The sequence below is a fragment of the Nocardiopsis kunsanensis DSM 44524 genome, assembly GCF_000340965.1.
GTDB classification, from domain to species: domain Bacteria; phylum Actinomycetota; class Actinomycetes; order Streptosporangiales; family Streptosporangiaceae; genus Nocardiopsis; species Nocardiopsis kunsanensis.
In genome coordinates this window covers 111,523-125,098 of the sequence record NZ_ANAY01000003.1, presented here as the reverse complement: position 1 = coordinate 125,098, position 13,576 = coordinate 111,523, and the positions used below count along the sequence as shown (strand labels likewise).

Sequence of the window (13,576 nt, the reverse complement as noted above, 5' to 3'; positions counted from 1 at the left end):
GGGAAACAGCGGATGCTTGTCAGGAGCGGGACCATGACCGTGCGCGCCGACGGCGTTATCGGCCGGCTCCTGGAGACGGACACCGCCGTCGGCGGAAGCACCGGTCAGCGCCAACCGAGTCCGGGTGCGACGTAGCGCAGCAGGTTCTCGATGATGTGGGCGTTGTAGTCCACCCCGAGCTGGTTGGGCACGGTGATCAACAGTGTGTCCGCTGCGGCGACGGCTTCGTCACCGGCCAGCTTCTCGACGAGTTCGTCCGGTTCGCCGGCGTAGGTCTTGCCGAAGCGGGCCGGGCCCTCCTCCAGGTGGCCGACCTGGTCGGTGCTGGCTGTCTCGCGGCCGAACAGTTGCCGGTCGAACGTGCTCACCAGGGGGAAGATGCTGCGGCTCACCGAGACACGGGGCTGGTGCCGGTGGCCGGCGGCGCTCCATGCCTCGCGGAAGTCCTGGATCTGTTCCGCCTGCAGTTGGTGGAAGGGCACCCCCGTGTCCTCGGTCAGCAGCGTCGAACTCATCAGGTGCATCCCCTGCTCGCCGGCCCAGCGGGCGGTGGACCTGCTTCCGGCGCCCCACCAGATGCGCTCGCGCAGCCCGGCGGAGTGCGGTTCGATGCGCAACAGGCCGGGCGGGTTCGGAAACATCGGCTGCGGGTTCGGTTCGGCGAAGCCTTCCCCCTCCAATGCCTGGAGCAGGGAGGCGGTGTGTTCCCGGGCCATGTCGGCGTCGGTGGAACCCTCCGCCGGGTGATGGCCGAAGTACTCGTAGCCCCGGACGACCTGTTCCGGTGCTCCTCGGCTGATTCCGAGTTGGAGGCGGCCGCCCGCGATGAGGTCGGCGGCGCCGGCGTCCTCGGCCATGTACAGGGGGTTCTCGTAGCGCATGTCGATCACGCCGGTGCCGATCTCGATCCGGCTGGTCCGGGCGCCGATCGCGGACAGCAGGGGGAAGGGCGAGGCCAACTGCCGCGCGAAGTGGTGCACCCGGAAGTAGGCACCGTCGGCGCCCAGCTCCTCGGCGGCCACGGCCAGGTCGATCGACTGCAGCAGCGCATCGGAGGCCGAGCGCACCTGGGAGCGCGGCGACGGTGTCCAATGGCCGAAAGACAGGAACCCGATTCTCTTCATGGTCAGGGCAACACCGCTGAACCACTCCTGCTTCCGGGCCGGCCGACGGGCCCGTCAGCGGCCAGGCAGTCGTACGATCCCTGGGCGGATGCTCTGAACGCGATGGGATCTGAGGGCCGGGTCACAATTCGGCGCGGACACCGGTCTCGCGGGCCAAGCCCTTGGTCTGGTCGCCGATGTCGTGCCGGGTGGCCAGGCTGGCGTCCCCGTGCCGGAACAGGGGCAGGACGGCATAACCCTTGGAGTCTTCGAGCTCCAGGGCCAGGGCGGTGTAGAGCGCCAGGAAGGCCAGCACCAGCCCTGCTGCCCCGGCCGCTGTCTCAGCCACGGGTGAGGAGGTCATCTCTGACAGGCCGGTCAGGGAGAAACGCAGTCCGCTGCCGATCATGACGATGGCGACCATCACCTTCTGCAGGGCACCGACGATGGGGACCAGGACCGCCATCCCGGCCACGATCAGTAGCAGCCCCAGGGCGGTGCTCTGCGTCCCCGGTTCGGTGGTCATTTTCACTACGGCCAGCAGAGCCCAGATCCCGCCGAGCACACCCATGCTGGTGCTGGCGACGGGGTCGCGGGCCAGAACGCCGAAGACCGATGCCAGGGCCATCAGCGGCACGGTGACCAGGAGCGCGGCCAGGGCCACGATCCTCGTCTCGTCCTCGGGGACCAGCCCCAGTTGCAGTGCGCTGAAGCCGGTCGTAGCCACAGCCAATCCGAGAAAGCCCATGGGCAGGGGTGACCCCATGGGCCGCAACATGATGCGCACCATCGACGTGTGTTCGTGGTAGGCCGTTTCGGCGCTGCGGTCCTCGTTCATGGTCGCCTACTCATTCTTTCGGGGCTGCTCCTCTCTGGCCTGGAGACGAAGCGTTGATCCGGCCCACACGGTGGAAGGTCGCATCGGGTGGTATCGGGAAAACCGCGCGAAGTCGAATATCCCGCCTGGATCGCCTCCCCGATGGTAGAAGCCGCTCGGAACCACTTCGCGGCGATCACGTACAGCCGCCGTTTGTCACGGCAGGCAACCACGTTCAGCAGCTTCGGGGGCCCGCCCGCCCGATCCAACGCCCCCTCACGGTCGAGAGCGCGGCCGAGGACGGAGACCACCACAGAGGCCTCCTTGCCCTGCGAGGTGTGGATGGTTCCGCTCCGGGCGAAGGGGCCCTCCGTGGTCCTCGGAGATCTTCGCGGTCTCCTCGGCCACAGCTCTGAAGGACGCCAGGACGAACACCTCGTCCATGGCGTGCCCACGCCGGCGCAGCCCCTCGAACAGCCGCACCAGCGTGTTCACCACCGCCGGGAACAACAGCGACGGCGGCGTCGAGGTCGACCCGCTCTGCTTCTCCGTTCTCGCCGATGACGGAACCGAGAAAGACACCACGTACTCCCCGGGATGCCGGAGGAGCCGCACGGCCCCGGCTCAGACCCCGAGACGCCCGCGGCGTACTGCGCCGTCCTTGACGACGGCACGCACGCCCCGCTCCGGTTCGGCCAGCAGGGACAGGTCCGCCAGCGGGTCGCCGTCCACGACCACCAGGTCGGCGCGGGCGCCCTCACGCAGGGTCCCCGCCTCGCCTGCGTACCCGAGCAGCTCGGCGGCGTCGCTGGTGGCCGAGCGGATGACCGCATCGGCGGGCTGGACCCGGCCGCGGATGGTGAACTCGGTACTCTGGTGCTCTTGCATACCTCCGAGCAGGTCGGTGCCGAAGGCCATCCGGACCCCGCCCTCGTGGGCCAGGCGCAGTGCCTCCAGTCCCCGGTGCAGGACCGTGTCGACCTTGGCCTGGCTCTCCGGGGGAAGACCGTGACGGGCGCCTTGGCGGGAGAGCTCGTGGTAGGTCACCAGGGTCGGCACCAGGAACGCCCCGTGCTCCAGGAAGAGCTCGACGCTGCTCCGGTCGATGAGGTTGCCGTGCTCGATGCAGCGCACGCCCAGGCGCAGGCCGCGGTTGACGGCTCGGGCGGTGTAGGCGTGGCCGGTGACGTAACGGTTGGCGGCCTCGGCCTCCTCCACGACCGCGCGCAGTTCGTCCTCGGACGATTGTGTCGAGTCGATCCGGTCGGTGGGTGAGGCGACCCCGCCCGAGAGCATGACCTTGACGTGGTGTGCGCCGGTGCGCAGCTGTTCGCGTGCGGCCCGTCGGAATTCCACGGGGCCGTCGCACACCAGGGAGCTGCCGGGGCAGCAGCCGTCCTGGCCGTGGCCGTGGCGGCCCCGCGGCCGGAAGTCGCCGTGCCCGCCGGTCTGGGAGAGCGCCCGTCCGCCGAAGGCCAGGCGGGGACCGTCGATGAGCCCGTCCTCGACGGCCTGGGCCAGTCCCCAGTCGGCGCCGCCGACGTCGCGCACGGTGGTGAAGCCGCGCCCGAGCATGGCCGACAGCGACGTCGCCGCCCAGGCGCTCACGTAGGAGGCGCTCTGGTCGGCGGCGGCTCCGAGGTCGGCGCTGAACGCGGTGACGTGTACGTGTGCGTCGATGAGCCCGGGCATCAGGGTGGCGCCGGCCAGATCGACGGTCTCGGCGTCCTCCCGGGCCGGGGCGGGGCCGGACCCGCGTCCGGTGATGCGGCCCTCCTGCAACAGGAGCCAGGAGTCGGGTGCGGACGTCCCGGACTCGGGGTCCAGCAGCCGCGCGCCGGTGAGGAGCAGGGACGAGGAGTATGGGGTCATCGAGGGCCTCCCTGGGGCGGATGTGACGGGCAACGTTCCGTACGTGCCGCACCCCACATTGTGCAATATATTTTGCATCAAGGTGTCGCCGGGTCTCCGGTCCTGATATCGGTGGTGCGACGGCCGCGGGAGGTCCGGGGCCGATGGAGGCAGGAGGCCCCATGTCGGACTGGATCGCGGGTGCATTGAACGGCGCCCGTCTGGGCAGGGCCTCCGAGCGTGTGGTCGCCGTACTGCGCGAGGAGCCGCGCTTCGCCTCCTACGCCTCCACCGCGGAGCTGGCCGAGCGCTCCGAGGTCAACGTTGCCACCGTGGTGCGCGTGGCCCAACAACTCGGGTTCTCCGGCTGGCCGGCCCTGCGGGTGGAACTGCGCTCGCGCTATCTGGCATCGCTGAGCGCGGGCGAGGTCCTGGCCGAACACGCCGGCTCGGACGCGGACCCGGTCAGCGCCGCCCTGGCCGCCGACCGCGCCAACCTGCGCCTCCTGGAGAGCACGCTGGACCGCGGGCAGGTTCATGCGATCGCCTCCGCGCTGCACACCGCCGGGCGCACCCTCGTGCTGGGCTCGGGGACCTTCGCCGCTGCGGGGGTCCAGCTCTCCCACGCGGCCGGGATCATGGGCTACGACGTCCGCATGGGCGATCTCGGGGGCACCGCTGTGTTCAACACCCTGGCCAGGATGGGCGAGGGCGACCTGTTGGTGGTCTGTGACCTGTGGATGCTCCCGGTGGCGCTGCGCCGCGCTGTGGAAGTGGCGGTGCAGCGGTCGGTGGGGGTCGCCGTGGTCACCGATCGCAGGGAATCACCGCTGGTGGGGTCGGCGGACCTGGTCGTGGTGGTGCCCAGTGAGGGTGCGGGGATGTTTCCGTCGCTGACCGCTGCCATGACCGTGATCCACGCGGTCCTGGCCGAGCTGGCGCGTATCGGCGGGCCGCGGGCGCTGGAGTCGGTCCGTGAGGCGGAGCGGCTCTGGAGGAAAGCCGATCTCTTCTGAGGCGGGGCGCAGGCGCGACACGGGCCCCGAAAACAACAGAGTGACCCAAGCCACAATAGTTGCAACATCTATTGCATGGCAGTGGGGCAGCCTGGTTGGATCGGCCACCGGCGGGACCCCGCCCCCACGCTCCTACGATCTTCCCGAGGCGATCCATGCAGACGACACACCTCGTGATCCTCGGCCTCTATCTGCTGGCGATGGTCGGCATCGGCCTGTACTTCTCCCGCTCGTCCAAGGTGGGCGGAGGCGACGACTTCCTCTTCGCGGGACGGAGCCTGTCCACCCCGGTCATGATCGCGACCCTGCTCGTCACCTGGGTCGGGTCGGGAACGATCATCGGCGGTGCCAACTTCGCTTACAACCACGGGCCGATCGCCGGGATGATCTTCTTCGCCGGAACGCCCCTGGGCATCCTGGTCCTGCTCCTCATCGCACGGCGTATCCGCAGGGCCGCGCGGCACACCATCCCAGAGCTGCTGGAGGCCCGCTTCGGCACCGGAGTGCGGACCGTGGCCGCCCTGGTCACCGCGGTGGCCTACATCGGGCTCGTGGCCGCGCAGTTCGTCGGCGGCGGGTACGTCCTGGCCCTCATCACACCCTTGGACGACACCCAGGGCACCCTCGTGGTCGCGGTGGTCGCCTCGGTGCCGATCGTTCTGCTGGCGGTCGGTGGCCCCAGCGACTACTGGCAGGGTCTGCCGGAGGTGGCGAGCACCCCCTCCGGAGGATTGACCGGGCTCCAGCTCCTCGGTTACTTCCTGCCGCTCTTCCTGCTCCTGCTCGCCGACCAGAACCTCTACCAGCGTCTGGCCGCGGCCAAGGACGAGCGCAGCGCCCGCAACTCGACGCTGGGCATGCTCTTCTCCTCGTTCTTCGTCTTCGTTCCCGTGGTGCTGCTGGCCACGGCGGCCGCGATCCTCGTCCCCGGCGTCAGCGGCGACGAGTCCGTGTTGCGCCTGGCCTCGGAGGGCCACCTGCCCGTGGTGATGGGCGGTGTGCTCCTGGCCGGGGCGGTGGCCTTCGTGATCACGACGGGTTCCTCGTTCATGCTGTCGGGCGCGTCCAACATCGCCTTCGACCTTTTTGCGCGTTTCGGAGGCGAACGGATCGGCGACCGCGGCACCTTGTTCGTGCAGCGGGTGTCCGTGCTGGCCATCGCACTCGTCGCGATCGCCCTCGGTCTGTACTTCCCGACCGTGCTCGACCTGCAGATGTACTCGTACACCATCTACGGGGCCGGCATCACCCCGGCCGTGTTCGCCGTGCTGTTCTGGAAACGCGCCACCACTGCCGGCGCCGTGGCCGCCCTGGTCGCCGGTACTGCCGCGACCATCGGGTGGGAGACGGCGGGGGCACCGGGCGACCTCAACGGGGTGATCATCGCCCTGCCGACCGCCGTGGTCTCCCTCGTGCTCGTCAGCCTCCTGACCAAGGCTCCGGACGCGCGGAGCCTGGAGGCTGTCGGGGCGGACTGACCCGTGGTCCCCGGGCAGGTGCGCCTGCCCGGGGGACCGGCCGGCCCCTCGGGCCAGGTCAGGCCTTGCGCGCCACACCGCAGTACTGGTCCACCTCACTGGGCACACCGACCTCGGTCTCCGGCGGGTGCCACAGCAAGGCCGAGACCACACCCGGCTCCACCAGCTCCGGGCCGGTGAAGAAACCTGCGATCTCCTCGGGGCTGTGCAGGTGGTAGGGCGCAGCAGCGGACTCGCTCCACCCTCGTGAGGCCTCGATCATGGGTTCGTTGGTGTCGCTGCCGAGCCAGTAGTTCCACACCCGCGCCGAGTGGGGGATGCTCGTGTCGATCGAGGGGAGATCCGCCACGTGGTCCTCTTCGCCCTCAGAGTTGTCGGTCGGTTCGCATTCTGCTGCCCCGAAGGGGGCGGGCAACCCGAGAAGCCCGCAGCCGCGGGGCTTCGGGAAGCCCCGGTGGGAGGGGGCGCCGGGGGTGTACGTCCGGGGGTGAAACCGTGCGTACTTTTCTCTGGGTGACCCCGATTTTTTCGTGAGAACACCACAACGGAGGGTGATTATTGCGATGCTGGGGGTATGATCCGCCCTCGACGTGCGCGGTCGGTGCCTTCCCCGGCCGTTCTGCTCCTCGTCCTGCTCGCCTCGCTGGCGGCCGTACAGCTCGATCCGGTTCCCGTCTGCGCTCTGCTGGTCAAACCCCCGTCCCTCAGCGCGCCCATGGCCCAACACGACCAGCAGCGCTGCCGGGGTGCTCAGCCGCTGCGCATCCGCCGACGCTGCCACGATCGCCGATCGCGCCCGGTCGGCGACGAGGCGCCCGTTCACTGCCCGGACCCACGTACCTCCCGGAGTCTGCTGAGCTCCTTCTGTTTCGTGCCCCGTCCGCGGCGCCCGGTCGACTGACCTGCCTCTCCGGCCCCGGGCCCCTCGCCCCAGGGCCCTTGCCCCGTTCTCCCGCGCCCCGGGCCCGACCACCGAACACGCCGGCTGAAAAGCTGCCCGATGTCTTTCGGCCCCTCGAAAACAGAACGGCACAGTATGGACAACGACCCCGCCACCGACACGAGCATCCCCCACTCGGCGCGGGTGTGGAACTACTGGCTCGGCGGCAAGGACCACTACCCCGTGGGCCGCGAAGCCGCCGAGGCCTTCCTCGAACTGTTCCCCGGTATGGCCCAAGGTGCCCGGGCCTCGCGCGCCTTCCTGGAACGCACCGTGCATTATCTGGCGGTGAGGCCGGGGTCCGCCAGTTCCTGGACGTGGGGGCCGGGCTGCCCACCCACAACAACACCCACGAGGCCGCCCAGGCCGTCGCACCCGAGGCCCGCATCGTCTACGTCGACAACGACCCGCTCGTGCTCGCCCACGCCCGCGCGCTGATGGCGAGCACCCCGGAAGGGGCGACCGCCTACCTGCACGCCGATCTGCGCGAGCCCGAACACGTGCTGGCTTCCGCCCGCGAACACCTGGACCTCGACCGCCCGGTCGCGCTCATGCTCATGGGTGTCCTCGGGCACATCACCGACGAGGAGGAGGCCCGCGACCTCGTGCGCCGTCTCATGGCCGCGCTGCCCTCGGGCAGTCACCTGGTGTCAACGACGGCACCGATGTGCACAGCCGGGCCAACGCAGAGGCGCACCAACAGTACAACGAGAGCGGCGGGGTGCTCTACGTCCAGCGGTCGCCCGAACGCATCGGCCGATTCTTCGAGGTCCTGGATCTGGTCGAGCCGGGGCTGGTGACGGTCACGCGCTGGCGTTACGAAGAGACCGGGGTCGGGGTGCCTCCGGAGGTCGACGGCTACGGCGCGGTCGGCCGCAAACCCTGAGGCCGCCCGGTGCGCGGGCCGGCGCCGTGGTGTGCCGGCCCCTGGCGAATCCGGGCAAAGTATGTACAAGGGCGGAATGTCCTGCTGGTGATGTGGGTCACAGTGTATATGGGCTACCAGCAAGCACCGCCCCCGGGCCCCGGCGGGGAGGGCCCGGACCAGCGCTCGTCCAGGATCGCGCTCGCCGTCGCGGTGCCCCTCTCCGTCTTCCTCGCGGTGCTCCTCTGCCTGGCCACCGGGATCGCCCTGACCATGATGGTGGTACACACGGGCGGATCGGGGGAGGAGGCACCGCCCGCTGCGGAGTCCGAGGAACCCGGACCCGAGAAGGAGGAGGCCGAAGAAGAGAGCGACGAGGAGGACGAGGAGCGCGCTTCCGGACGCAGAGGGCCGGCGGAGCACGAGGTCCCCCCGAGCTCCTACGACGGGACCTCCACGTGGTCGGGGAACTTCAGGGTCGAGTGCGAGACCGCCTACACCGACACCACCATCACCGACGGGATGGGCAGCAGCCAGACCGCCCCCTCCGGGTCGGAGTTCCACATCTACCGCCTCCACGTCACCAACGAGGGCGACGTACCGGACCTCTTCGACACCGTGGGCACCACCGCGACCACCACGGACGGGCGGGAACTCACCCACGACGAGGAAGCCGAGTGGACCGTCGCCTGGGACTATTTCGGGGACGACATCGACCCGGGGCAGACGGTGACGACCTACGTCGTACTCACAGCTCCTGAGGGGACCCAGTTCGCCGAGGTCCGCATCGGCGGGTCCGCCGTGCTCGAACCCCGGACGTGACCTTGCCCGCGGGCGCCGGCCGAGCCGATCCGCACGGGCGCGGGCCGATGCGGGGACCGTGGCCGAAAGGCCGGTGCCGTAGGCTCTCCAGGGACCACGGACAACCGAGCGACAAGGGTGAGAACGCGCGATGGCCGCCCGCAAGAAGAAGTCGAAGCGCCGCCCCGGGCACGGTAAGGGTGCCAACGACATCCACCGGGGACCCACACGCGATCCGGGCCCGACCGGCAGCGTGGGGTGCTGGGTCCTGCTTCTGTCCATGGCCGGTATCGGGGTCATGATCCTGTTGTTCGAGCTGTTCGGATAACTGCCTGCGCCCCGTGCCCGCGGCTTCCCAGGGCCCCGGAACCGGCGTACCCGTACAGGGCGGCACCGGGCCGGGGCACAATGGGGAGCATGCCGCGACGCCGTTCACGTACCAGCCCGTCCGTCCCCGCCGCCGGCGCCGACTGCCCCTGCGGCAGCGGACGTACCTACACGGAGTGCTGCGGCCCCCTGCACGCGGACACCTCGCGCGCGTCCACGGCCGAGCAGTTGATGCGTTCGCGCTACAGCGCTTTCGCGGTCGGGGACCTGGCACACCTGCGCCGCACCTGGCACCCCGACACGTGCCCGCCCGACCTGCAACCGGACACGGCGACCACGTGGACGGGGTTGGAGATCCTCGCGGCCTCGGAGGGCACACCGTTCCACCGGGAGGGGACGGTGGAGTTCGCGGCCCACTACCGCGACGCCTCCGGACCGGGCCGGATGCACGAACACAGCCGTTTCGTGCGCCACGAGGGCGCCTGGGTCTATCTCGAACCGCTCACGGACTGAAGGCCTCGTGGGCCCGCCCCGCGCGCCGCAGCAGGCCGTGCGCACGGCCACGGGCGGGCCGGTCCGCGGAAGGGGAGCGGACCGGTGGTCTACTGGGCCGGGCCGCGGCGGCGGCGTTGCCACGGACGCGGCGGCGGCAGAGGTACGCAGCGGTGTGCGAGGTCGGCGGTCGTGCGGTCGGGGTGGTGGTCGGCCAGGGCCTGCAGCGCCGCAGCAGCGGCGGGGTGCCCCGAGGCGACGAAACCGGGGATCAGGAAAGACAGGTTCAGGGTGAGCACGTCGGCCCCGGGGTCCGCCAGCACGCAGGCGAGCTCGGCCTCCCCCTCCAGGGCCGTGGCGGCCACCAGGTCCACGGCGGCCCAGGCCCCCTGCTCACGCAGGACCTTCTCGTGCTGTTCTGCGGGCAGGGTCCCCGACGCGAGCAGGACGTGCCCGGCCATGGCGGCGACGGGGTCGGGTGCGGTGCGGGTGAGCATCCGCAACCGTGCGAGCAGCTCGGAGCCGACGGTGTCCAGGGCGCGGGCGGCGTGTACCCGGCGCAGGGCCAGCCCGGGGGACTCGACGGCGGGGCCGATCTGCCGGAGCGCCTCGGCGGGGGTGCGCGCGGACATCCAGGTGTCCACGGCCACGAGCCGACCCTCCTGGGAGAACCCGGGCAGGGAGTCGAGGAAGGCTTCCGCGGACACGTCGGCGTAGTCGTCGATGAGCGGGGCGGGCACGCCTTCGGCGAGCAACAGGTGCCGTACCCCGAAACGCCCCAACGGCGTCAGGCGCACCAGATGGGCGTGTTCGCTGCAGGGCCTGCCGCTCTCACGGTCGTCCAGGGCTTCAGGGCCGGGAAGGTGCACCTCGAGGGCGCCGGTCTCCGACAACCACTGCAACAGGGGCAGGAGGGCCTCCTGTGCGCGCTGCCGGGTCAGGGCGTCGGTGTGTGCGCTGCCGGCCAGCCCGTCGGCGACCAGATCCTCCAGGCGGGGACGGGAACCGTCGAGGGTCTCGTAGAGCCCGTGCAGGACCCGGGAGACCAGGCGCGGCCCGGCGGCCTCCGGGACGACGGTGGTCAGGACCTTGTCGGACTCGTCGACGGCCCAGGACAGGAGCCCGGCCCACCAGTGCATGATCTGGCCGGGTTCGTCGAAGCCCTCCTCCAGTTCCCGGCTGGGGCGGGCCTGGCCGGCCGAGGCGTCGATCATGTTCAGGTGCACGGCGGCGCGCCAGGGGATGGCCAGCCGTGGTGCTTCCGAGACCGACCGCAGACTCTGCAACCACAGGGTCCGGGACTCCTCACAGGTGATCTCCCGGGGCCACAGTCCCAGGTCATCGATGGCCTCGCGCGCCATGGCGAGCTCGGGCATGGACTCGGGTGTGACCGGAGTCGTGGGTGCGCTCCACAGAGCGAGGTTGAGTGCGTCGGCCATCAGCGGGCTGTGGGCGGCCTCGAAGACCAGGAGCTCCTCCGGTTGGAGGGCCACGAGCCGTGCCGAGGTTCGGTGCTGGGGGTCGGACGAGGTGTGGTGAGAAGGCACTGGTGCTCCCTGGAGTTCCCTTGTGACGCCGGGGCAGTTCCACTTCTATCGCCCCGGCGCCCGCTGGTGGGCCGGTTTCGGCGAACATCTCGGAAAGAGTGCGCGGGCGGGCCGCGCCAACCGGGAGGAACCGGTGTTCCCCGCGGTTTCCCCGCCGGCGGGGAACGGGGCGGGGCGAGGGAACGGCGGGTGCGGGGTGTCCGGGGCGGCGGCCCCGGAGGGCCGGGACCCGGACCGGGCCGCGGGACGTCGGGGCCGCGTGGCGGACGCGGCCCCGCGTGTTCAGCGCAGGTGCGAGGCGCCGTTGACGTCCAGGACGGTGCCCGAGGACCACACCGCCTCGGGGGAGGCCAGGTAGCGTACCGCGGCGGCGACCTCCTCGGGGGTGGCCACACGTCCGAAGGGGCTGTCGGAACGCACCGCGTCGGTGAGGCGGTGCGCGACCCGTTCGGTCTCCACGAACCCCGGGGCGACCGAAGCCACCCCGATCCCGTGCGGGGCGAGCGCGACCGCCAGGGACTGCCCCAGCGAGTGGAGGGCCGCCTTGCTCGCGCCGTAGGCCGGGTGGTCGGGTTCGCCACGGTAGGCGCCGCGTGAACCGACGTTGACGATGCGGCCCGGGACCCCGTGCTCGATCATGTTCCGGGCGAGGAGGTAGCTGAGGTCGGCTGCCCCGAACACGTTGACGTCCATGGTGTGCCGCCACACCCGCTGCCACTGCTCGTAAGGGGTTTCGGTGAGGGGCTGGGGCAGGTTGACGGCGGCGTTGTTGACCAGCACGTCGATGGTGCCGGCCCGGTCCACGGCCTGCCCGGCCAGGGACGCGGCGCCCCCGGGATCGGCCAGGTCGGCCTGCAGCAGTACGTGGCCCCGGCCGGGCAGGCCGGCCAGGGTGTGTTCGGCCTCCTCGCGGCGGCTGCTCCAGTGCACGAGTACACGGTCGCCGTCCTGTGCGAAGGCGGTGGCGACGGCGCGGCCGATGCCCCGGGCCGCGCCGGTGACCAGGACGGTCCGGGGCCGGTCGGGGGCGGTGCTCGGCCCGCCGGGGTGATGGGAGTGTGGCATGGGCGGAATTCTAGGACGTCAGGGCATGTGCGCGGCGCGTACCCGGGTGCCGCGGGCAGGGGCGGGTGCGGGGCTCGGGGGAGGGCCTTGTGCTCTACCCTTCCGGGGCCGCGCGGGGGCCGGGGCGCAGGGCGAAGGGGGCCCCGAAACCGGTGAGCCACTCGTCCTCGCGCAGGTGGTGGAAGATACGGTCGGTGACGTCGTGGTCGGGTGCGCGCCGGGCCGGCCACCCGAACTCGTCACAGATCACCGACCAGCTGGGGCCGTGGCCGTGTTCCTGGCGGTAGGACCCCACCCAGCGCGCGACCTCGGCCTCCCGGCCCAGTACGAGGGCGTCGGCGCGTTCCTGCACCGGCCGGTCCAGCGGGGTGGAGGCGGGGGTGACCTTCGCGGGGGTGTCCGGCGGGTACGGGGTGGGCGCCATCGGGCCGGTGACTTCGGTCAGGGAGACCTCGACCGGGTCCTGGGCGAGGTCGGGCCGGGTGATCCAGTCGATGCGCGCCAGCCATTCCAGGAGTTCGACCAGCTCTATCGGGCCGCTGAGCGCGCACGCCTCGATGATGCGGTCGGCCGGGAGCGAGATCCTTCCGTCCTGGTCGGCCCGGGAAGCCAGGTAGGCGCCCAGTACACGCAGCCGCGCAGGTTTCTTACGCATCTTGCGGTGGTTGATCGCGCGGGTGTACCAGCCCGACGCGCGCGTGCGTACGGCCTCCACCACCTGCCACGGGTTGCCGTGGAAGGAGGGCATGTCGCACAGCTCGGGGTCCAGGGGGCCGGAGGCCAGGATGCGTTCGGGGGTCGAGCCCAGCCATCCCGAGGAGGTCAGGGACGCCAACGACGGCTCGGGGTTGTCGATACGCAGGATCTTCATGTCGTGGGCGAGCACGTAGGAGAACCCGCGGATGGCGGCGCGCAGGGCGACGGCCACGGCGAGCATGCGGCTCTCGGGGTCGTCCCCGGCCCGGTCCTCGATCACCCGGTCCCACACCTGGCGCAGGAGTCGGGACTGGTCGGGGTTGATGGGCAGGATGCGTTTCTTGGCCGGGGGTTCTTCGTCGGCGGACCGGGTTTTCTTCGGCGGGCGCAGCGCGGGGTTCCAGCCGGGCGGGTTGCTGATGCCCTGCTCGGCGCAGAGCTCGCACGCCATGGCCGCGGCCAGGTCCGGGCCGGGGCGGTGGTACTGGATGCGCTTGGGTCGCGGGGGTGTGGGGTCATTGCTGTTCGTGGTGCTGTCGGCCATGTCAGGAGGGTAGCGAGGCGGTGCACCGGTGTGG

At 71.0% G+C, this 13,576-nt stretch carries 12 protein-coding genes and 2 pseudogenes; 7 read left to right on the top strand and 7 right to left on the bottom strand.

What is annotated here, in order from left to right; all coding sequences use genetic code 11:
* Nucleotides 1–104: 104 nt before the first annotated feature.
* The 3 genes from D456_RS0103220 to D456_RS0103210 all read right to left on the bottom strand — a co-directional run bounded on the left by D456_RS0103220 (nucleotide 105) and on the right by D456_RS0103210 (nucleotide 3,792).
* Nucleotides 105–1,124: an LLM class flavin-dependent oxidoreductase gene (locus tag D456_RS0103220; RefSeq protein ID WP_017574714.1), complete on the bottom strand. Its 1,020-nt coding sequence runs from the start codon at nucleotides 1,122–1,124 to the stop codon at nucleotides 105–107.
* A 121-nt stretch (nucleotides 1,125–1,245) separates the two neighbouring features.
* Nucleotides 1,246–1,941 (bottom strand): GPR1/FUN34/YaaH family transporter, encoded by a 696-nt coding sequence (locus D456_RS0103215; protein WP_017574713.1) that lies wholly within the window; start codon nucleotides 1,939–1,941, stop codon nucleotides 1,246–1,248.
* A 603-nt stretch (nucleotides 1,942–2,544) separates the two neighbouring features.
* Nucleotides 2,545–3,792 carry a metal-dependent hydrolase family protein gene (locus D456_RS0103210; RefSeq protein ID WP_017574712.1) on the bottom strand — a complete coding sequence of 416 codons (1,248 nt, stop codon included), beginning with the start codon at nucleotides 3,790–3,792 and terminating at the stop codon, nucleotides 2,545–2,547.
* A gap of 161 nt (nucleotides 3,793–3,953) precedes the next feature.
* Between D456_RS0103210 and D456_RS0103205 the strand changes: the two genes are divergently transcribed.
* Nucleotides 3,954–4,787: a MurR/RpiR family transcriptional regulator gene (locus tag D456_RS0103205; protein ID WP_017574711.1), complete on the top strand. Its 834-nt coding sequence runs from the start codon at nucleotides 3,954–3,956 to the stop codon at nucleotides 4,785–4,787.
* 155 nt (nucleotides 4,788–4,942) lie between these two features.
* Nucleotides 4,943–6,265, top strand: a complete 1,323-nt coding sequence (locus tag D456_RS0103200) for a sodium:solute symporter family protein (RefSeq protein WP_017574710.1) — start codon at nucleotides 4,943–4,945, stop codon at nucleotides 6,263–6,265.
* Nucleotides 6,266–6,323: 58 nt separating this feature from the next.
* On the opposite strand, the pseudogene D456_RS23555 reads toward D456_RS0103200, so the two are convergent.
* Nucleotides 6,324–6,548, bottom strand: a pseudogene (locus D456_RS23555) (SAM-dependent methyltransferase); the annotation flags it as partial.
* Between the two features lie 291 nt (nucleotides 6,549–6,839).
* Here D456_RS23555 and D456_RS26455 point away from each other — a divergent pair.
* The 5 genes and pseudogenes from D456_RS26455 to D456_RS0103170 all read left to right on the top strand — a co-directional run bounded on the left by D456_RS26455 (nucleotide 6,840) and on the right by D456_RS0103170 (nucleotide 9,711).
* On the top strand, nucleotides 6,840–7,166 hold the full coding sequence (locus D456_RS26455; protein ID WP_152442468.1) for a hypothetical protein: 327 nt from the start codon (nucleotides 6,840–6,842) through the stop codon (nucleotides 7,164–7,166).
* 99 nt (nucleotides 7,167–7,265) lie between these two features.
* Nucleotides 7,266–8,091, top strand: a pseudogene (locus D456_RS27200) (SAM-dependent methyltransferase).
* Nucleotides 8,092–8,181: 90 nt separating this feature from the next.
* A complete protein-coding gene (locus tag D456_RS0103180; protein ID WP_239643769.1) occupies nucleotides 8,182–8,892 on the top strand; it encodes a DUF4352 domain-containing protein in 711 nt (236 codons plus the stop codon).
* A 130-nt stretch (nucleotides 8,893–9,022) separates the two neighbouring features.
* Complete coding sequence (locus D456_RS27020; protein ID WP_017574705.1) at nucleotides 9,023–9,199, top strand: hypothetical protein; 177 nt, start codon at nucleotides 9,023–9,025, stop codon at nucleotides 9,197–9,199.
* A gap of 89 nt (nucleotides 9,200–9,288) precedes the next feature.
* Nucleotides 9,289–9,711 carry a YchJ family protein gene (locus D456_RS0103170; protein WP_017574704.1) on the top strand — a complete coding sequence of 141 codons (423 nt, stop codon included), beginning with the start codon at nucleotides 9,289–9,291 and terminating at the stop codon, nucleotides 9,709–9,711.
* Between the two features lie 89 nt (nucleotides 9,712–9,800).
* Here the strand turns inward: D456_RS0103170 and D456_RS0103165 are convergent, their stop codons facing one another.
* The 3 genes from D456_RS0103165 to D456_RS0103155 form a co-directional block, all read right to left on the bottom strand.
* Nucleotides 9,801–11,237 (bottom strand): hypothetical protein, encoded by a 1,437-nt coding sequence (locus tag D456_RS0103165; RefSeq protein ID WP_017574703.1) that lies wholly within the window; start codon nucleotides 11,235–11,237, stop codon nucleotides 9,801–9,803.
* A 282-nt stretch (nucleotides 11,238–11,519) separates the two neighbouring features.
* The gene (locus D456_RS0103160) at nucleotides 11,520–12,302 is read right to left on the bottom strand and encodes an SDR family NAD(P)-dependent oxidoreductase (protein WP_017574702.1); all 783 of its coding nucleotides are present in this window, start codon (nucleotides 12,300–12,302) and stop codon (nucleotides 11,520–11,522) included.
* 94 nt (nucleotides 12,303–12,396) lie between these two features.
* Entirely contained in the window at nucleotides 12,397–13,542 is a 1,146-nt protein-coding gene (locus D456_RS0103155) for a hypothetical protein (RefSeq protein WP_026115525.1), read from the bottom strand.
* Between the last annotated feature and the right edge of the window lie 34 nt (nucleotides 13,543–13,576).

Excerpts from the sequence above, each read along its gene's own strand:
- D456_RS0103210 (WP_017574712.1), bottom strand. The coding sequence starts at position 3,792 with ATGACCCCATACTCCTCGTCCCTGCTCCTCACCGGCGCGCGGCTGCTG.
- D456_RS0103215 (WP_017574713.1), bottom strand. The coding sequence starts at position 1,941 with ATGAACGAGGACCGCAGCGCCGAAACGGCCTACCACGAACACACGTCG.
- D456_RS0103220 (WP_017574714.1), bottom strand. The coding sequence starts at position 1,124 with ATGAAGAGAATCGGGTTCCTGTCTTTCGGCCATTGGACACCGTCGCCG.
- D456_RS0103205 (WP_017574711.1), top strand. The coding sequence starts at position 3,954 with ATGTCGGACTGGATCGCGGGTGCATTGAACGGCGCCCGTCTGGGCAGG.
- D456_RS0103155 (WP_026115525.1), bottom strand. The coding sequence starts at position 13,542 with ATGGCCGACAGCACCACGAACAGCAATGACCCCACACCCCCGCGACCC.
- D456_RS27020 (WP_017574705.1), top strand. The coding sequence starts at position 9,023 with ATGGCCGCCCGCAAGAAGAAGTCGAAGCGCCGCCCCGGGCACGGTAAG.
- D456_RS0103170 (WP_017574704.1), top strand. The coding sequence starts at position 9,289 with ATGCCGCGACGCCGTTCACGTACCAGCCCGTCCGTCCCCGCCGCCGGC.
- D456_RS0103160 (WP_017574702.1), bottom strand. The coding sequence starts at position 12,302 with ATGCCACACTCCCATCACCCCGGCGGGCCGAGCACCGCCCCCGACCGG.
- D456_RS0103180 (WP_239643769.1), top strand. The coding sequence starts at position 8,182 with ATGTGGGTCACAGTGTATATGGGCTACCAGCAAGCACCGCCCCCGGGC.
- D456_RS26455 (WP_152442468.1), top strand. The coding sequence starts at position 6,840 with ATGATCCGCCCTCGACGTGCGCGGTCGGTGCCTTCCCCGGCCGTTCTG.
- D456_RS0103200 (WP_017574710.1), top strand. The coding sequence starts at position 4,943 with ATGCAGACGACACACCTCGTGATCCTCGGCCTCTATCTGCTGGCGATG.